General features: G+C 67.7%; 13 protein-coding genes. 5 read left to right on the top strand and 8 right to left on the bottom strand.

The window, feature by feature from the left end; translation table 11 throughout:
* Positions 1-58 precede the first annotated feature (58 nt).
* From QP512_RS04160 to lpxH, 3 genes are all read left to right on the top strand, one after another.
* Positions 59-1,204: a glycosyltransferase family 1 protein gene (locus QP512_RS04160; RefSeq protein ID WP_286071077.1), complete on the top strand. Its 1,146-nt coding sequence runs from the start codon at positions 59-61 to the stop codon at positions 1,202-1,204.
* Positions 1,185-1,724 carry a phosphatase PAP2 family protein gene (locus QP512_RS04155; RefSeq protein WP_286071076.1) on the top strand — a complete coding sequence of 180 codons (540 nt, stop codon included), beginning with the start codon at positions 1,185-1,187 and terminating at the stop codon, positions 1,722-1,724. Before QP512_RS04160 ends, QP512_RS04155 begins: the two co-directional genes overlap by 20 nt.
* Before the next feature lie 67 nt (positions 1,725-1,791).
* Entirely contained in the window at positions 1,792-2,538 is a 747-nt protein-coding gene (gene lpxH, locus QP512_RS04150) for a UDP-2,3-diacylglucosamine diphosphatase (protein WP_286071075.1), read from the top strand.
* 54 nt (positions 2,539-2,592) lie between these two features.
* On the opposite strand, the gene QP512_RS04145 is transcribed toward lpxH, so the two are convergent.
* Positions 2,593-3,846, bottom strand: a complete 1,254-nt coding sequence (locus QP512_RS04145; RefSeq protein ID WP_286071074.1) for a zinc-dependent metalloprotease — start codon at positions 3,844-3,846, stop codon at positions 2,593-2,595.
* A 225-nt stretch (positions 3,847-4,071) separates the two neighbouring features.
* Here QP512_RS04145 and QP512_RS04140 point away from each other — a divergent pair, with 225 nt between their 5' ends.
* A complete protein-coding gene (locus tag QP512_RS04140; RefSeq protein ID WP_286071073.1) occupies positions 4,072-5,529 on the top strand; it encodes a DUF2235 domain-containing protein in 1,458 nt (485 codons plus the stop codon).
* Positions 5,530-5,550: 21 nt separating this feature from the next.
* On the opposite strand, the gene QP512_RS04135 is transcribed toward QP512_RS04140, so the two are convergent.
* The 7 genes from QP512_RS04135 to QP512_RS04105 form a co-directional block, all read right to left on the bottom strand.
* On the bottom strand, positions 5,551-6,375 hold the full coding sequence (locus QP512_RS04135) for a ferritin-like domain-containing protein (RefSeq protein WP_286071072.1): 825 nt from the start codon (positions 6,373-6,375) through the stop codon (positions 5,551-5,553).
* A 9-nt stretch (positions 6,376-6,384) separates the two neighbouring features.
* Entirely contained in the window at positions 6,385-7,851 is a 1,467-nt protein-coding gene (purF, locus tag QP512_RS04130) for an amidophosphoribosyltransferase (RefSeq protein WP_286071071.1), read from the bottom strand.
* Between the two features lie 30 nt (positions 7,852-7,881).
* Positions 7,882-8,661 carry a CvpA family protein gene (locus tag QP512_RS04125; RefSeq protein WP_286071070.1) on the bottom strand — a complete coding sequence of 260 codons (780 nt, stop codon included), beginning with the start codon at positions 8,659-8,661 and terminating at the stop codon, positions 7,882-7,884.
* A gap of 46 nt (positions 8,662-8,707) precedes the next feature.
* Complete coding sequence (locus tag QP512_RS04120; protein WP_286071069.1) at positions 8,708-9,751, bottom strand: SPOR domain-containing protein; 1,044 nt, start codon at positions 9,749-9,751, stop codon at positions 8,708-8,710.
* 81 nt (positions 9,752-9,832) lie between these two features.
* Positions 9,833-11,104: a bifunctional tetrahydrofolate synthase/dihydrofolate synthase gene (folC, locus tag QP512_RS04115; protein WP_286071068.1), complete on the bottom strand. Its 1,272-nt coding sequence runs from the start codon at positions 11,102-11,104 to the stop codon at positions 9,833-9,835.
* Between the two features lie 41 nt (positions 11,105-11,145).
* Positions 11,146-11,790 carry a histidine phosphatase family protein gene (locus tag QP512_RS04110; RefSeq protein WP_049430321.1) on the bottom strand — a complete coding sequence of 215 codons (645 nt, stop codon included), beginning with the start codon at positions 11,788-11,790 and terminating at the stop codon, positions 11,146-11,148.
* A gap of 218 nt (positions 11,791-12,008) precedes the next feature.
* Positions 12,009-14,174, bottom strand: coding sequence for a S46 family peptidase (locus QP512_RS04105; RefSeq protein WP_286071067.1), 2,166 nt, complete (start codon positions 14,172-14,174; stop codon positions 12,009-12,011).
* 417 nt (positions 14,175-14,591) lie between these two features.
* Between QP512_RS04105 and tdh the strand changes: the two genes are divergently transcribed.
* Complete coding sequence (gene tdh / locus QP512_RS04100) at positions 14,592-15,614, top strand: L-threonine 3-dehydrogenase (RefSeq protein WP_005415442.1); 1,023 nt, start codon at positions 14,592-14,594, stop codon at positions 15,612-15,614.
* Positions 15,615-15,777 lie beyond the last annotated feature (163 nt).

Raw genomic sequence — 15,777 nt, 5'->3', positions numbered from 1 at the left:
GGCGGTCATATCGGCTACATCGCCAGCACCGAGCATGCCGGAAACCCGGAGGCCCGCCATGCGCTATGCCATCGTCACCGAGACCTACCCGCCGGAAGTGAACGGCGTTGCCCTGACCGTGCAGGGGCTGGAACAGGGACTGCGCAACGCCGGCCACGAGATCGACCTGATCCGCCCGCGACAGGCCAGTGAAGCGCTGGACTCCGCAGCGGGCACCCTGTTGGTTCCGGGTGCCGCCCTGCCGCGTTACCCCGGTCTGCGCTTCGGGCTGCCGGCCCCGATCCGGCTCGGCCGCCATTGGCAGCAGCAACGCCCCGATGCCGTCTATGTCGCCACCGAAGGCCCGCTGGGCTGGTCGGCGGTGCGCACCGCACGGCGCCTCGGCATCCCGGTGGCCAGTGGCTTCCACACCCGCTTCGACGAATACCTGCCCGACTATGGCGTGGCTTGGCTGCAGGCCGCCGCGATGCGCTGGATGCGTCGTTTCCACAACCAGGCCGATGCAACGCTGGTACCCACCCGCGAACTGCAGCAGTTTCTCGGCGAACAGGGTTTCGAACGCGTACGCCTGCTGGCCCGTGCGGTCGACAGCCAGCAGTTCGATCCCGGCCGGCGCGATCCTGCGCTGCGCGAGGAGTGGGGCGTGGACGGCAACGGCCTGGTGGCGATCTACGTCGGCCGCATCGCCGCCGAGAAGAATCTCGGCCTGGCGGTGAAGGCATTCCGCCGCCTGCAGCAGATCCGTCCCAAGGCGCGCTTCGTGTGGGTGGGCGATGGTCCGGCCCGCGAAAAACTGGCGCACGAGAATCCCGACTTCATCTTCTGTGGCATCCAGCGCGGCGAAGCCCTTGCACGCCATTTCGCCAGCGGCGATCTGTTCCTGTTCCCCAGCCGCAGCGAGACCTTCGGCAACGTGACCCTTGAAAGCATGGCCAGCGGCGTGGCAACCGTGGCCTTCGACTATGGCGCTGCCCGCGAGTACCTGCGCAGTGGCGAGAATGGCGCCGCGGTGGACAACGATGAGCAGTTCATCGAAGCGGCCGTGCAGCTGGCTGCGGATGACGCGCAGCGCAGGACGCTGGGCGGCAACGCCGCACGCGCCATGAAGCGCCTGCATCCGCAGCAGGTGGTGGCGGAGTTCGATGCCCTGCTGGCCGAACTGGCGCAGTCGCGGAGGATCGGCCATGCGCACAACGCGGCTTGAACTGCTGGCCGACCGCGAAGCCCGCCTGTGCCGGCGGGCCAACCACTACTGCCGCCGCCGCCGCGTGCGCCGCGTGTTCGCGGTCATCAGCCGGCTCGGTGATGGCGTGTTCTGGTATGTGCTGATGGGCGCGCTGGTGCTGCTCGATGGCTTCGACGGCCTGCGCGCGTCCGTGCACATGGCCGCCACCGGCCTGGCCGCGCTGTTGCTGTACAAAGGCCTGAAGCGCTGGACCCGGCGCCCGCGCCCGTATGCGGCCGACCTGCGCATCCGCGCCTGGGTGGCACCGCTGGATGAGTTCAGCTTCCCCTCCGGCCACACCCTGCACGCGGTGTCGTTCACCATCGTGGCGCTGGCCTACTACCCGTGGCTGGCGCCGCTGCTGGTACCGTTCACGGTGGGCGTGGCGCTGTCGCGTGTGGTGTTGGGCCTGCATTACCCCAGCGACGTGCTGGCCGCCACCGGCATCGCCATCGGGCTGGCCTCGGCCAGCCTGGCCTGGTTGCCGTTGCCGGTGTAGCCCCCGGGGTCAGATCCGTTCGGTAGCGCCGGGCCATGCCCGGCGGTGGATGTCCTAGAATGGCCGCATGACCACGCTGTTCATTTCCGACCTGCACCTGGACCCCAGCCGTCCGGAGATCACCGATCTGTTCCTGCGCTTCCTGCGCGAGCAGGCGCCCGGCGCCGATGCGCTGTACATCCTCGGCGACCTGTTCGAAGCCTGGATTGGCGATGACACGCCCTCGCCTGCCGCCGATGCGGTGGCCGATGCGCTGAAGGTGCTGTCCGACAGCGGCGTGCCGGTGTACTTCATCCGCGGCAACCGCGATTTCCTGCTCGGCGAGGACTACGCGCGCCGCGCCGGCCTGCGCATCCTGCCCGACCCGTGCCTGATCGAACTGTATGGCCGCCCGGTGCTGTTGCAGCACGGCGACCTGCTGTGCACCGACGACATTCCTTACCAGCAGTTCCGCGCGCAGACGCGCGACCCGGTGTTCCAGGCGCAGTTCCTGTCGCAGCCACTGGCCGCGCGCATCGCGTTCGCGCAGAAGGCGCGCGAAGCCAGCCAGGCCCGCCAGTCGGAAATGAAGCAGGGTGATCGCGCGCAGTTCGAGACCGTCACCGACGTGGCCCCGGCCGAAGTCGATGCCACCTTCGTGCGCCACGGCGTGGACACCATGATCCATGGCCACACCCATCGCCCGGCGATCCATTCGCTGCAGGCCGGTGGCCGCGCCTGCACCCGCATCGTGCTGGGCGACTGGTACGAGCAGGGTTCGGTGCTGCGCGTGGATGCCAGCGGCTGGTCGCTTGATACCCTGGCCCGCGGGTAAGTCCTGCCGGCAGGACATCCGCGGCCGCGCAAGGCGGCCGCGGACTGTACGGACTCAGCGGAAGGCCGCGATGGTGGCCTTCGTATTGACCAGCACACGCTGGTTGTCGGCGGTACTGGCATTGCCCATCGGGATGCCGTTGTAGCTGATGTTCGGGTTGGACCAGTAGTTCAGGCGCGGGCAGCTGCGGGTGCAGTTGTAGGCCATGATCGTGCGCCAGCCGGTGCCGCTGGCCGGTTCATAGCGGTAGCCGTGACCATAGGCGTAGGGCGAGGTGCTCGAGTCCGTGGCGATGTCATGCCGCGCGCTCTGCAGGTGGCCGATCTCATGCGCGAACGAGTAGTAGCCGGTCGCGCAATCCCAGTACACCGCCGCGAATGCGGTCGATGCGGTCGAGCCGATGCCAGAGGCTAGGCCGCAGTACGCGGCGTTGTTGATCAGCAGTACGCCGACGTCGGCTGCGGTGCTGTTGCGGCTGGTATGGATGCTGTCCATGTAGCCATCACTGGTGCCACGGAAGCGCGCCAGATCGGTATCGAAGCTGCCCGACTCGCTGTAGCTGGTGGTCTCGTAGCCGGCCAGCTGCAAGGTGATGCCGACGTTGCTGTTGACGTAGCCCTGGTTGGACTCAGCCACCGCCAGCTGCACCAGCGACTGCATGTTGCCGCCGTAGGCTGACACCGCAGCGTTGGTCGCCACCACCAGCACGCGGATGGTCGCCGGCGTGCCCGACGAAGCCTGCGCGATGCCGATGTGGTCGTTGTCGCCCATCGGGATCTTCGGCAGCTGGTTGTAGTCGGCCGGATGATCGGCCGGCATCCGCGATTCGTCCACTTCCACCAGTACGTGGCGGTTGCCCAGCGGACGCAGGCGATACAGCTTGCCGTCCTTGCGGATCGAACCGGTGATCGTGTCGCCCGAGCGCACCAGGATCAGCGAATTGCCCGGATCGTCCTGGCCGCTGGAGGTGGTCGCGGTCAGCCGGTCGGACGGCGAGCGGAACTGGCCGTACCAGATGCTGCCGCCATCGGGCAGAGCTTCGACCTTGCTGCGCACCGCCTGCACGCGCTTGCCGAGCAGCTCGAACTCCAGCTGCGGTTGCGCCGTAGCCGCGGCGTCGACACGCACTTCCTGTACCGTCGCCGTGGACGGCGTGGCCAGCAGCTTGCCGAGTGCGGGCTCACTGTTAGCGGATGCCCGGCTGATCACCGTGACCGGCTCGAACAACGGTGCCGCGTGCGCGGCCGCTGCCACCGACAAACCCAACACCAGGCCACCTGCCGCTTTGCCAATCGATCTGGACAACATTGCGTCGCTCCTTGAATGATGTGAACAGCGTTGATGCAGCACGCCCGGGTTTGCCGGGTCTGGCCATATGGCCTGCGCGGGTCGTGTGAATTCAATAGTTGACGCGAATGAAGATCAGGAACTGTGATCGACCGCATCTGCGTTCAGTCAGGTCAAAAGCGTCACTGCACGTCGTACACACACTGTTTTCGCGCTACTTTGACGCAGTCACGACGGGGGATGCACATGGCACCATCGCAGGAGACGGACGAAGATGACGGCTTGCTGCGGATAGGCCTGTTCTTCGATGGCACGCGCAACAATGCCCACAACCTGGCGCGCGGTCGCCCGCAGCGTCCGCAACCGCGTCCGGCCGAACTGCGCGCCGACGACGATTCGACCTACCAGAGCCGGCTGACCAGCAGCTACGACAACGGCCTGACCAACATCGCGCGCCTGCAGCAGCTGTATCCGGACAGCCGCCGCGATGCGATGGCCGCGCCTTCGCTGTCGATCTATGTGGAAGGCGTGGGCACCCGCGATGATGCCGATGACGATCTGATCGGGCTGGCCTTCGGTATCGGTGCCAGCGGCGTGCGGGCGAAAGTGCAGCGCGTGCTGCAGGTGCTGCTGCCAGCCGCGCTGGCGGAACTGTCCACGCGCTGGCGGCAGCCGCTGCATCGCGTGCAGCTGGATCTGTTCGGTTTTTCACGCGGCGCTGCCTCGGCCCGTGACATCGCCAACCAGCTGCAGGGGTGGGATGGCACGCGGTGGCGGCAGCTGCTGCAGGCCTCGGGCCTTGCCTGTGCAACCGACTTCGCCCCCGCCACGCCGGTGCTGCGCTTCATCGGTCTGTTCGACACTGTGGTCGCGGTCAATGGCGGCCGCGCCGATGAGCAGCCGCAACTGGCTCTGCGCAGTGGCATCGCACGCCACGTCGTACAGCTCACCGCGCGTGATGAACATCGCCAGCACTATCCGCTGACCAGCGTGGCACCGCCGTTCACCGAGATCGCGCTGCCCGGCGTGCACGCCAACATCGGTGGTGGCTACAACCAGCTGGAGGAAGGCCCCAAGCTGCTCAGTCGCCCACGTCGGCAACAACTGCGTCGGCCAGCAGTGGCTGACTACCAGACGCCACCGCTGGCCCTGCTGCAGACGACCACGGCCTACGCTGAAACACTGGCCGATGCCGAGCGCTGGCGGCAACAACTGGGTGTGGGCGAGAAAGAGGTCTGGGTGGATGTCTGGCACCAATGGCAGCAGCAGCGTCGTGCCGGCAGCCGCAGCGTGCTGCTGTCACCGGTGCTGTATGTGACCGCTGCGGTAGTGCTGCGCCGGAAGATCGATTGGCGTTACCAGCTGATCGCACTACAGGTGATGCAGCAACAGGCTATCAATGCCGGCGTGCAATGGACCGCCAATGCCGCCGAAGTTCCTGGCTGGGAGCTGCCGTCGGCCCTGCAGCCGATCGCACGGCGGCTGGTGGGCGGACAGGCACTGACCCAGACCCAGGAAGCGTTGCTGCGGCGGCGCTACCTGATGCAGTCGGCGCACTGGAATTTCGACGCGCTGGGCGACACCGCACTGACCTACGCCGCCGATGCCGGCGTCAGCGAACTGCCATACCGGCCGGGGCCGGGGTTGTTGTACATCAACCGGCCGACCGTGGACGGCAAGCGCGTGGTGTTGCCGAATGGGTGAACTGCATCCAACCGGCGCCAATCAACCCGCCTGTTCGACCAGGTTGGCCAGCTCATCCGCATCGAACCCGGCCAGCAGGCGCGCTTCCATGTTGAACGGCCCGTGCAGGTAGCCGCCGGCGTACTCCACCAGCAGTTCCTTGAAGCGTGCGCGCGGTTCGACACCGGCGCGGTCGCAGTACCAGCGATACCAGCGCGAGCCGGCGGCAACATGCGCCACTTCCTCGCGCAGGATCACTTCCAGCACATCGGCGGTTTCACCATCGCCGACATTGCGCAGCTTCTCGATCATGCCGGGCGTCACGTCCAGGCCGCGCGCTTCCAGCACGCGTGGCACCAGCGCCATGCGTGCCAGGCCATCGTGCGCGGTCTTTTCGCACATTTCCCACAGGCCGTTGTGCGCGGGGAAATCGGCGTAGTCGTGGCCGTGTGCCTGCAGGCGCTCACGCAGCAGCATGAAGTGCCGCGATTCGTCGTCGGCACAGCTGACCCAGTCGGCATGGAACGCCGGCGGCAGGCCGCGGAAGCGGTACACCGCATCCCAGGCCAGGTCGATCGCGTTGAGTTCGATATGCGCGATGGCGTGGATGAAAGCAGCCCGCCCTTCCACACCACCCAGTCCGCGCCGCGGCACTTCGCGCGGGTGCACCAGCACCAGCTGCGCCGGCCGGCCGGGCATGCGGATCGGCTCCGGCGGCGGCGCGTCGGCAGCCACCTTCAGGCGGCCGGCACGGAACGCAGCGGCATGGGCCTGGGTCAGCGCAACCTTGCGCAGCGGATCGGCTTCAGCCAGGCACTGCTGCGCAGCGCGCAGCAGGTCGCCACCAACGTCGGGCACATCAACCACGCCTGATCCTCAGGCGCGGCGCTTGTGCTTGGCATCGTCCGAACGCAGCTGCTGGATGCGCTCGAAGTAGCCCGGCTCGATGCCGGTCGGGTAGTGCCCGTTGAAGCAGGACGAGTCGAAGCTGCGCAGCGCCGGGTTGCCCTCGCTCACCGCCGCTTCCATGTCCTCGATGTCCTGGTAGATCAGCCAGTCGCAGCCCAGGTGCGCTTCGATCTCTTCAACCGTGCGGTTGTGCGCGACCAGCTCTTCGGCGGCCGGCATGTCGATGCCGTAGATGTTCGGGTAGCGCACCGGCGGCGCGGCGCTGGCCAGGTAGACCTTGCGGGCGCCCGCATCACGCGCCATCTGCACGATCTGCTGGCTGGTGGTGCCACGCACGATTGAATCGTCCACCAGCAGCACCACGCGGTTGCGGAACTCCAGGTGGATCGGGTTGAGCTTGCGACGCACCGACTTCACGCGTTCGCCCTGCCCCGGCATGATGAAGGTGCGGCCGATGTAGCGGTTCTTGATGAAGCCTTCGCGGTACTTCACCCCGAGCACGTTGGAGATTTCCAGCGCGGCATCGCGCGAGGTGTCCGGGATCGGGATGATGGTGTCGATGTCGTGGTCCGGGCGCAGGCGCAGGATCTTCTCGCCCAGCTTGATGCCCATGCGCATGCGCGCCTTGTGCACCGACACGTTGTCGATCATCGAATCCGGGCGCGCGAAGTACACGTACTCGAAGATGCACGGGGTGTGCTCGGCGGGCTCGGCGCAGATTTCGGAGAACAGTTCGCCGCGCGCGGTGATCACCAGCGCTTCGCCCGGCTGCACGTCGCGCACGCGCTGGAAGCCCAGCACGTCCAGTGCCGCCGATTCGGAAGCCACGATGTACTCGTCACCTTCAGCGTGGCTGCGCTTGCCCAGCACCAGCGGACGGATGCCATGCGGGTCGCGGAAGGCGACCAGGCCCAGGCCCAGCACCACGCTGACCACTGCATAGCCGCCCTTGCAGCGGCGGTGCACGCCGGCCACCGCGCGGATGGCCGCTTCCGGGCTGAGCTGGCGCTGCTGCTCCAGTTCGTAGGCGAACACGTTCAGCAGCACTTCGCTGTCCGAATCGGTGTTGACGTTGCGGCGGTCCTGCTCGAACACCTGCTGGCGCAGCGCCTCGGTATTGATCAGGTTGCCGTTGTGAGCCAGCGCGATGCCGTAAGGCGAGTTGACGTAGAACGGCTGCGCCTCGTCCATGCCTTCCGAACCGGCGGTGGGGTAACGCACATGGGCGATGCCGACGCTGCCTTCCAGGGTGGACATGGTGCGGGCATCGAACACATCGCGGACCAGGCCGGTGGCCTTCTGCACGCGCAGGCGGCTGCCATTGGCGGTGGCGATGCCCGCCGCGTCCTGGCCACGGTGCTGGAGGACGGTCAAGCCGTCATACAACTGCCCGGCGACGTTCTGGTTGCCGACGATTCCGACGATGCCACACATGGTGCGAGGTCTCCGCTGGGCTGTGCCCAGTTACAAGGAAGGTGGCCGTACCTGGCCGCGGTGGTCGCCGCGCCTGCGGTCGACATTGGCCGGATCGCCCGGCTCGATACTGTCCGGCAGTGCTGGGGCGTCCGGACGCACTTCGGCCGGATCGTAGGAATCGCCCTGTTCCGCTTTTGCAGGCCGCAGCCATCCGCTGCCTGCCACTACCTGATTGAGGATGCCATTATCGCCTGCCGCGCCCGGCTTTCCCAACCCGCCGCCTGCGTTCCTGCCCAACTCCATCAATGCAGATGGGGACAGCGCGTCGGTCGGCAAGGCCTTGGGCAGCAGATCGGCCCCGGCAACCTCCCAGTGCGGCAGCTTGCTGTTCATCCAGGCAACGGTGGGGTTCAGCAGTGGGCGCACCGCCGAACGCTGCCAGGAAGGCTCGGCGGTCAGCGGAGTGAAACTGCCCAGCAGCAGCAGGATCGCGGCGATCAGGCCGCCACGGACCACGCCCAGCACACCTCCCAGCAGCCGGTCCAGGCTGGTGAGCATGCTGCGGTTGACCAGGGCCTTGATGACCATGCCGACCACGGCGACCACGATCATCACGCCGATGCCCACGCCCAGGTAGCCACCAACGAAGTGTTCGCCGCCCGGGGCGGCCGGGGCGGCCCACCAATGGGCCGCGTCATTGCCGAAGGCGAAGGCCGCCCACGCGGCCAGCAGCCACGACAGGGTGCCGATGACGATGCCGACGAAGCCGCGCAGCATCCCCAGCAGCGCCGAGGCGGCGATCACGATCAGCAGCACCACGTCGATCATGGCGCCCCGCTCCTTCGGCGGCGCTGGCAACGGGGCTGCGCGTGGGTCATGGGTGCGGTCGCACCATGCCGGCCACGCCGACCTTGGCGGCGACCTGCGCCTTCAGCTGCTCGGCATCGGCGCGGTTGGCCACCGGCCCAACGCGGACGCGGTGCAGGGTGCCCTTTTCAGTGCGCACCTGCTCGACAAAGGCGCTGAAGCCCGCGACCCGGACCTTGTCGCGCAGGGCGTTGGCATCGTTGGCCTGGCCGAACGCGCCCAGCTGCACGGCAAAGCCGACGCCGCTGGCCGCCGGTGCGGCGGGCGTGGTCGGGGCGGTTGCCGGCTTGCTGGCGGCGGCATCCGGCTTGGGCTCCGGCTTCGGGGTTTCGGGCTTCGGCGCCGGCTTCGGCGGCTCCGGCTTGGCGGCCGGGGCGGTCGTTGCGGTCGGCGTACTCGGCGGCAGGCTTTCGCTGTGCACCGGGTTGCTGCTGGCCGACGGCGCAGTGGCTGCGGACGGGGTACTGGCGCCTGGCGTGGACGGTGCCGGGGTGGCTGCCACCGGGGCGCTGCTGGCCGCTGCGGCATCCAGGGTGATCACTTCGGCCTTCACGTCGGCGCGGATCTTCACCGCCTGCAGGCGAGCCGCCTCGGCCTGGGCGCGGTCGGCATACGGCCCGACACGCACGCGCCATGCCTGGCGCCCGTTGATGGTCGTCGTTTCGGCGAAGCCCGGCAGCTGCGAGCGCTTCAGGTAAGCGATCACCGCGTCGGCGTCGGCCTTGCTGCCGTAGGCACCGAAGGTAACCGCATAGTTGCCGGCGGCAACCGCCGGCGACGTGTCCACGGTCGGCGGCGTGGCGGGCGCTGTGGCCTCCGCAAGCGGTTTGGCCTGGCCGGTCTGCAGCCCCGTGGCACCGCCCGCCGGGGCCACCAGCGGCAGTTCACGGGTTTCGAACTGGCCATCGGCAGGTGCATCCGGCGCGGCGATCGGCACATTGGCGACGCCGCTGTCCGGTGCGGGTCCCTTGACCAGCATCGGCAGGAAAATCACGGCCAGTGCCACCAGCACGATGGCACCAATTAGACGCTGTTTCAGAGGCGTATCCACGTGAGGCAGGCAACTGTCCGGAGATTGCCATCGATTATACGGGTGCCGGACCGGACGGCGTCGGCGTTGGCTGAACGCGTATCAGGCGGCGTCCTGCAGCCATTGCAGGGCGGCGGCGGCGGTATGGAAGGAGCCGAACACCAGTACCCGGTCCCCACGTTCGGCCTGGGCCAGTGTCTGCGCCAGCGCCTGTTCGACGCTGTCAGCCAGCGCCGCCGTGGCGGCGACCGTGCCGGCCAGGCGTGCCTGCAGCTGGGCGGCGCTCTGCCCGCGCGGGCCTTCCAGCCCGGCCAGGGTCCACTCGCCCACCACGTCCTCCAGCGCCTGCACCACGCCCGCTGCGTCCTTGTCCTGCAGCGCGGCGTACACCGTCAGGGTGCGCCCGGCCGAGACCTCGGCCTTCAGCGCACGCGCGAGCTGGCCCGCGGCCTGCGGGTTGTGGCCCACGTCCACACGGATCTGCACGCCGTCGCGCTCGAATGCCTGCAGCCGGCCGGAAATGCGCGCCGCCGCGACACCGGCAGCCCACGCCGCGCGCGGCACCGGCTTGTCCAGCGCGCGCAGCGCGGCGATGGCGGCGCCGGCGTTGGCCAGCTGGATCGGGCCGGCCAGCGCCGGGGTCGGCAGTTCCATGCGCAGGCCGACGTCGCGCCAGCGCCAGCGCTGGGCATCGATCGGCTCGTAGAAATAATCGCTGCCGCCACGGATCGCGTTGGCGCCGACCAGGTAAGCACGGCGCAGCACGCTCGACGGTGGATCGGTCTCGCCCAGGATCACCGGCTTCCAGCCGCGGATGATGCCGGCCTTCTCGGTACCGATCGCCTCGCGGTCCTCGCCCAGCCACTCGGCATGGTCGATGTCCACCGTGGTGATCACGGCCACGTCGGCGTCGATGATGTTGACCGCATCGAGGCGACCGCCCAGGCCCACTTCCAGCACCGCCAGGTCCAGCCCGGCGTCGCCGAACAGCCGCAGCGCGGCCAGCGTGCCGTACTCGAAATAGGTCAGCGTGGTTTCGCCACGCGCCGCCTCGATGGCGTTGAACGCGGCAACCAGCGCGGCATCGTCCACGTCCTGGCCGTCGATGCGCACGCGCTCGTTGTAGCGCAGCAGGTGCGGCGAGGTGTACGCGCCGACCTTCCAGCCGGCGGCGCGCGCGATGGCCTCGATGAAGGCCACGGTGGAACCCTTGCCGTTGGTACCACCGACCACGATGGTGCGCTTGGCCGGCGCGCCCAGGCCCATCGCCGTAGCCACGGCGCGCACGCGCTCCAGGCCCATGTCGATGGTCGCCGGGTGCTGGCGTTCAATGTAGTCCAGCCAGTCGGCCAGGGTGGTCGGGGTGTTCGTCACGGCAGCGGTTCCAGCAGAAGCAGTTGATGCGGGGGGATGGATCAGAGGGCGCGGTGCTTGGCTTCGCCAAAGAACGGCGTGTGGTGGGCGCAGTCGTTCAGGCGCACCACTTCCAGGCTGTCCAGGTCGGGGCCTTCGAGCAGGTTGAGCGTGGTCGGTGCCTGGCGGAAGGTCCACAGGCGGGAGATCGGCAGGCCCAGCACCTTGCACAGGATCACGCGGTTGACCGCGTCGTGGGCGACCACCAGCAGGGTGTCGTGCTCGCCGAGGCCTTCGGTGGCACGGGCCAGGCCACGCCAGCTGCGTTCCAGCACCAGGCGCAGCGATTCGCCGCCGGGCATCAGCACGGTATCCGGTTCCTCGCGCCAGGCCTGCAGGCGCGACGGATCCTTTTCGTTGATTTCGCTGGCCAGCAGGCCTTCCCATTCGCCGTGGGCGATTTCCTGCAGCTCCGGCTCGGTCAGCAGCATGTCGGCGCGGGCGGCGCCAAGCGCCAGCTGCGCGGTGCGCTGCGCGCGCGACAGCGGCGAAGCGACGGCACGGGTGATGTCCACCGAGGCCAGCCGGGCACCCAGTGCCTGGGCCTGGGCTTCACCGATCGGCGAAAGCGGGATGTCGATCTGGCCCTGGTAGCGGCCTTCGGCGTTCCACGGCGTTTCGCCGTGACGGGCAAGCAGGATGCGCATGCGAGCAAGGGGTCCTGGGGGAAGGAGGTTTCCGCGTTCGTTCACATCCTGTGAAGTATGCGGAACAGGGATGATACCTGTTCGGCGCACCGGGCCGGGGCGGGCATGAAAAAACCCCGCGACCTGCGTCGCGGGGTTTCAGGTCCGGCAGTAGATCCACGCCATGCGTGGTTGCACCGCCAGGCCGTAGGCGTTGCCGGCCAGCGGCCGGCACTCCCTTATTTCGCCAGGTTGAGTTCCTTCAGCAGCTCCGGTGCCGGCGCCACCTCCTGCATGATCCACTGCATGTAGCGGCTGTCGACCGAGATCATGCGGGTCATCACCGGGTCGAACACCCAGTTGGAGCTGACCGATTCCCAGTTGCCGTCGAAGGCCAGGCCGACCAGCTTGCCGTTGGCGTCCAGCACCGGCGAACCGGAGTTGCCGCCGGTGATGTCCAGGTTGGACAGGAAGTTCACCGGCACCGAGCCGATGCGCTTGTCTTCCAGGCCGCCGTAGCGCTTGGCCTTGACCGCATCGAGCAGCGCCTTGGGCGCATCGAACGGATCCACGCCGGTGTCCTTGGCGACGATGCCTTCCAGCGTGGTGAACGGGGTGTAGGCCACGCCGTCCTTGGGCTCATAGCCCATCACGTTGCCGAAGGTGATGCGCAGCGACAGGTTGGCGTCCGGGTACACGAACTCACCCTGGCTCTTCTTGTAGTCGGCCAGGGCCTGCAGGTACAGCGGACGCGCGGTCAGCGACTCGCCTTCCCGGATCTTCTTCTGCTCTTCCTGCTTCAGCAGCGACGGCATGATCGCCACCGCGTACTGGATGGCCGGATCGCTGCTGGCTTCAAACGCGGCGCGGTCGGCCTTGAACCACTTCAGGCGCGCGTCCAGGCTGCCCAGCTCGGTGCCCGACAGCTTGGTGACCAGCGCCTTGACGGCGTTGGCATCGCTGCCACCCAGCCAGGTGTTGAGCACTTCATTGTTGCGCTGTGCGGCCGGCAGGGCGACGTACTGGTCCAGCCAGTAGGTCTGCAGCTGCTGGTCCATCTTCGCCACGTAGCGGCGGTCCATCTGCTTCAGGCCGCCTTCCAGGGTCGGCAGGTCGCGCTGCTGGTAGCCGACTTCGCGCTCGGCGTCCGGCTTGGTGCGCTCGATCGACAGGCGATACAGGCCGATGGCAGCGCTGACCGCCTGGGTGTTGTTGAACTGGCCGACGAACAGGTCACGCTCGCGGGTGGCCTTGCTGGTGTCCAGGTGCTTGACCAGCTGCGCGTGTGCGGCCAGTGCCGGCTTGCCGGCGGCGCCCTGCTTCTTCAGCCACGCCAGCACGGCGGCTTCTTCGGCCTGCTTCTGGCCAGCCGCGTCGATGCGCTTGAAGCCTTCCAGCTGGCCCGAGTAGTTCTTGGCCACGTTGTTCATGCTGGCGGCAGTGGCGGCGTACTTCACCTTGACGTCGGCGTCGGCCTTGCCGGCCTCGTCGATCATCTTCAGCACCGCGTTGTAGTGCTTGGCGATGGTCGGGTAGGTCCAGTTGGCGGTTTCGTTGAACTCACCGGCCAGCGCATAGCGGTTGGTGCGGCCCGGGTAACCGGCCACCATCACGAAGTCGCCGGCACCCAGCGGCTGGTCGGTGAACTTCAGGAAGTGCTTGGGCTGGTACGGCACGTTGTCGGCCGAGAACGCCGCCGGCTTGCCGTCCTTGCCGACGTAGGCGCGGTAGAACGAGAAATCGCCGGTGTGGCGCGGCCACATCCAGTTGTCGACATCGCCGCCGTACTTGCCGACGCTGCCCGGGGGCGCGTAGACCAGGCGCACGTCCTTGATTTCCATGTTGCGGAACAGGCGGTAGGTGTTGCCGCCGGAGAAGGTGTACAGGCGGCAGCGGAAGCCTTCCTCGGCTTCACAGGCGGCGACCTGGGCCTTGTCGAAGGCGTCCAGCGCGCGGCTGCGGGCCAGCGGGTCGTTGCCGGCGGCGGCAATCGCGGCCTTGGCCTGCGCGGTGACGTCGGTGATCTGGTCCAGCACGTAGACGCGGGCATTCGGGCCCGCGCTCAGTTCATCGCTGTGCTTCGGGGCGTTGAAGCCGTCCTTGATCAGGTTCTTCTGCGCGGTCGAATTCAGCTGGATGGCGCCGTAGGCGCAGTGGTGATTGGTGACCACCAGGCCCTGCGGCGAGACGAAGCTGGCGGTGCAGCCGCCCAGCGCAACCACCGCGCCCATCGGGTCGCCGGTGAGGTTGGACAGCTGTTCCGGGGACAGCTTCAGGCCGGCCTTCTGCAGCGGGCCGGCGATTTCCGGCAGCTGCTGCGGCACCCACATGCCTTCAGCGGCATGGGCGACCTGGGCCAGCCCGAGGCTGGCGACGATGGAGAATGCAAGCAGGTTCGAGCGCATGGAGCGGCCCCTGGTAGTGGAACCCTCGATTGTAGCCCGCCGCCCTGCCCCGGCCCGAACCCCGGAAGTCATGCAATCGGATGCTTCCACCGTTCAGCGTCTCCACTGCGATCGGACGGAGACGGGAGGCCAGGCCGATGCAGGACACGCCGTAAACCCATCCATGGGGGCTCGATCGCGCCATCCATGGCGCTTACGGTCCTGCATCGGCCTGGCCTCCCGTCTCCCGACAATTCCCTGGCCTCGGGCGGTAGCGCCGGGCCATGCCCGGCGAGTGCAGCGGCCACGTTCGAAACGCCTGCCGGCGCACGCCTTTCGTTCCGCCAATGCACCCGCAGCGCAACATGGGAATTCCGCCCGGCACCCTATAATCCGCGTTTTCCCCCTGATGAGTTCCACCCGATGGCGCAGCAAACGATGAAGGCCCTGGTCAAGCGCGAAGCGGCCAAGGGCATCTGGATGGAAGAGGTTCCGGTACCGACCCCGGGCCCGAACCAGGTGTTGATCAAGCTGGAGAAGACCGCGATCTGCGGCACCGACCTGCACATCTACCTGTGGGACGAGTGGAGCCAGCGCACGATCAAGCCGGGCCTGACCATCGGCCATGAATTCGTCGGCCGCATTGCCGAAATCGGCCCGGGCGTGACCGGCTACGAGATCGGCCAGCGCGTCTCGGCCGAAGGCCACATCGTCTGCGGCCACTGCCGCAACTGCCGTGGCGGCCGCCCGCACCTGTGCCCGAACACCGTCGGCATCGGCGTCAACGTCAACGGCGCATTCGCCGAATACATGGTGATGCCGGCCAGCAACCTGTGGCCGATCCCGGACCAGATTCCGTCCGAGCTGGCCGCCTTCTTCGACCCCTACGGCAACGCCGCGCACTGCGCGCTGGAGTTCGACGTGATCGGCGAGGACGTGCTGATCACCGGGGCCGGCCCGATCGGCATCATTGCCGCCGGCATCTGCAAGCACATCGGTGCGCGCAACGTGGTGGTGACCGACGTCAACGACTTCCGCCTGAAGCTGGCTGCCGACATGGGTGCCACCCGCGTGGTCAACGTCGCCAATCAGTCGCTGAAGGACGTGATGAAGGAACTGCACATGGAGGGCTTCGACGTGGGCCTGGAAATGAGCGGCAACCCACGCGCGTTCAACGACATGCTCGACTGCATGTACCACGGCGGCAAGATCGCCATGCTCGGCATCATGCCCAAGGGCGCCGGCTGCGACTGGGACAAGATCATCTTCAAGGGCCTGACCGTGCAGGGCATCTACGGCCGCAAGATGTACGAGACCTGGTACAAGATGACCCAGCTGGTGCTGTCCGGCTTCCCGCTCGGCAAGGTGATGACCCACCAGCTGCCGATCGACGACTTCCAGAAGGGCTTCGACCTGATGGAAGAAGGCAAGGCCGGCAAGGTCGTGCTGAGCTGGAACTGATTCACCGTGCCCTCGGCACGTTGAATCAGTCCGCGCATGTTTTCTTATCCCCGCGCCATTGGCGCGCCCCCTGGAACAACAAGGGGGCTCTCCCCCGGATGGGATCAAGAACACTGCGGAATTGAAAAAGGCGCCCGATGGGCGCCTTTTTCGTAGAGCGTGC

It is taken from the genome of Stenotrophomonas sp. 57 (assembly GCF_030291075.1).
In the GTDB taxonomy this organism is placed as follows: domain Bacteria; phylum Pseudomonadota; class Gammaproteobacteria; order Xanthomonadales; family Xanthomonadaceae; genus Stenotrophomonas.
Note: the sequence above shows the minus strand (reverse complement) of the source record. Positions and strands in the feature narration are given on the sequence as shown.